Source organism: Neobacillus bataviensis LMG 21833 (assembly GCF_000307875.1).
GTDB lineage: Bacteria > Bacillota > Bacilli > Bacillales > Cytobacillaceae > Neobacillus > Neobacillus bataviensis.
This window is the reverse complement of record NZ_AJLS01000010.1, coordinates 1-2,473: the sequence shown is the minus strand read 5'-3', so window position 1 is coordinate 2,473 and position 2,473 is coordinate 1. Positions and strand designations below refer to the sequence as shown.

Sequence of the window (2,473 nt, the reverse complement as noted above, 5' to 3'; positions counted from 1 at the left end):
GTAAGCGTCAAATAGCCCCCACCTTTTAAGAGGTCGGGGCTTAAAGTATTATTTAGGTAACTTGTTAAAGGTAACGCAGTTAACAGGGATCGACGGTGACCAAGGAAGTAACTTATCTAAGGCCTTTTCGTCTGTCAAATCTATATTGGGAAGCTTCTCAAATAGATAGCGAAGGTAGTAATATGGATTCAATCCATTTGCTAGTGCTGTCTCCACAATACTATAAATAATGGCACTAGCTCCTGCACCTTGCGGTGTATTTGCGAAAAGCCAATTTTTCCTTCCAATTACAACCGACTTAATTGAGCGTTCGCTTCGATTATTATCGATCTCCAGTCTTCCATCCTCTAAAAATGCCACTAGTTTGTCCCATTGGTTAAGACAGTATGTGATCGCTTTTCCTAATGCACTTTTTGGTAACACCTTTATCTTTTGTATATTTAGCCATGACAAAAACGCATCTAGTACTGGTTTACTTTTTTCTAGACGTTTCTCATAACGATCTTTGGGGTCTAATTCTTTTAACTCTCGTTCAATAGCGAAAAGCTTGTTACAGAATTGAAGACCTTCTTTTGCCGTTACTGGTTTTGTGCTTGTGGCTGGAACTGCTTTTAGTGCATCTGAGAATTCTCTTCGTGCATGAGACCAGCAGCCGACAAGAGTTACATCTTCTACCTTGTGGTAGCCTGCATAACCATCAACCTGTAAATAACCTTTGAAATCGTTCAGGAAATTCTTTGGATTTTCCCCGGCCCTAGTTTCTTGGTAATCATAAAGAATGATATGTGGCCCAACTCTACCCGTACGATAAAGCCATAAATAGGATTTAGAAGTGGCCGGTCTGCCAGGTTCGTGAAGAACCTGAAGAGTAGTTTCATCGGCATGCAAAATATCTAGCATTTGAAGAAGAATATGCATCCGATTATAAATCACACTCAACCAACGATCTGCACCGATTATCATCCAATTGGCAAACGTCTGTCGAGATAGATTTACGCCCATCCTACTAAATTGTTTCTCTTGGCGATATAAAGGCAAACCCTCTACGTACTTTTGAGTCATAATATGTGACAAGATTGAAGGAGATGCTAAGCTGCCTGGGATGGCCGGCTTCGGCATGGTAGCTGTCATAATAGGTGTTTCAATCTCCTCGTGTTCACAATGACGGCATGAGTAAACATATTGGACATGTTTCTTTACTTTTAATTCCGCAGGAATATAGATTAGTTCCTGACGTACTTCCGTACTCATTTCGTGTAAAGCTCCATGGCAACACGAACAAACCTGTTCCTCAGTGGGTAAACGATATTCAATCGTTTCCACAGGCAGGTTTTCAAGCATCGCTTCACGGTGACCGCGCTTTTTACGTCGGCGCTGATAGGTGATGGATTCTAATTCAGGTTCTGGTAATTCAGGATTGGATTCTTTTTCTACTTCATTAAAAAGGTCCAACTGACCAGGGAGAGTTTTTTCGCTTGAAGCACCGAATTTCTTGTACTGCATAAGGCGAAGCTGTTCTTCGAGCCATTTTACTTTTACCTCTAACTCGTTTTGTTCTTTAAGCTTCGCCTCTAATTCTGCATTTTGCTTCTCCAGCATTTCTAAGCGTTTAAGAAGTTCTTCAGTTGTAGGAGTTGTGGTGGTTGAATTCGTTGTCTTTTTCATGAATTTATTATACGACAAAAAAGACCCATTTCTTCAATTTTTCATTATTTAAATTACTGTTCGTGCAGTCACAACAGGGTGTGCTTGTTTCTGCTCCAAAGATAGTCCATCAAGCAGCCATCGCAATTGACGCGGACCTATTTTCAAAGGACCTGAGCTAGTATCTAAAGGCCAATGAAATTTACCGCGCTCAAGTCGACGATAATAAAGCCAAAAACCGTTATGATCCCAATAAAGAATTTTCAACTTATCCCGCCCGCGATTACAAAAAACAAATAGGCTTGAGGAAAAAGGATCAAGGTTAAATTCTTCCGAGACAAGAGCCGCCAAACCGTCAATAGATTTTCGTAAATCCGTGCTACCTCGTGCGAGGTAGACTTTATCAATTGAAACTTCGTTTAACATGTGGTTTTCAACACCTTGACTACCTCAGCTAGTAATGATGGGCTAAATCCCGGTTTAACTTCAATAGATACAGTTCCAACTTTAATCTCTAATGTATCGTTAGATACATCATCTGTTTCGTCTAATACTATAGGAACCCATTTTGGATTAGATTTTCTTTCTGATTTTGATCCTTCAATTTTCCTCAGCCAATATTTTAATTGATTAGAAGTAAGTTTATTTTCTTCGCACCATTCATCCTGTGTCAGTCCGCTAAATCTGAAATTAGCGATCCTTTTCTCCCATTCTTTTTGCACTTCTGGATTAGAACGCTTTGTCATAGAAACCTCCTCAAAACTTGATTTGAGGAGATTATCTCATAGTATTATATAGGGATTACAGGTGGGTAATATTTGACGCTTAC

3 protein-coding genes are annotated in these 2,473 nt (G+C 39.7%); all 3 read right to left on the bottom strand.

Annotated features, from left to right (window positions below; genetic code table 11):
• Positions 1-48 precede the first annotated feature (48 nt).
• The 3 genes from tnpC to tnpA all read right to left on the bottom strand — a co-directional run bounded on the left by tnpC (position 49) and on the right by tnpA (position 2,390).
• The gene (tnpC, locus tag BABA_RS02125) at positions 49-1,599 is read right to left on the bottom strand and encodes an IS66 family transposase (protein ID WP_420805972.1); all 1,551 of its coding nucleotides are present in this window, start codon (positions 1,597-1,599) and stop codon (positions 49-51) included.
• 114 nt (positions 1,600-1,713) lie between these two features.
• The gene (tnpB, locus tag BABA_RS02120) at positions 1,714-2,070 is read right to left on the bottom strand and encodes an IS66 family insertion sequence element accessory protein TnpB (protein WP_007083471.1); all 357 of its coding nucleotides are present in this window, start codon (positions 2,068-2,070) and stop codon (positions 1,714-1,716) included.
• Positions 2,064-2,390, bottom strand: coding sequence for an IS66 family insertion sequence element accessory protein TnpA (gene tnpA / locus BABA_RS02115; RefSeq protein WP_007083470.1), 327 nt, complete (start codon positions 2,388-2,390; stop codon positions 2,064-2,066). The genes tnpB and tnpA overlap by 7 nt, the downstream gene beginning before the upstream one ends.
• Positions 2,391-2,473 lie beyond the last annotated feature (83 nt).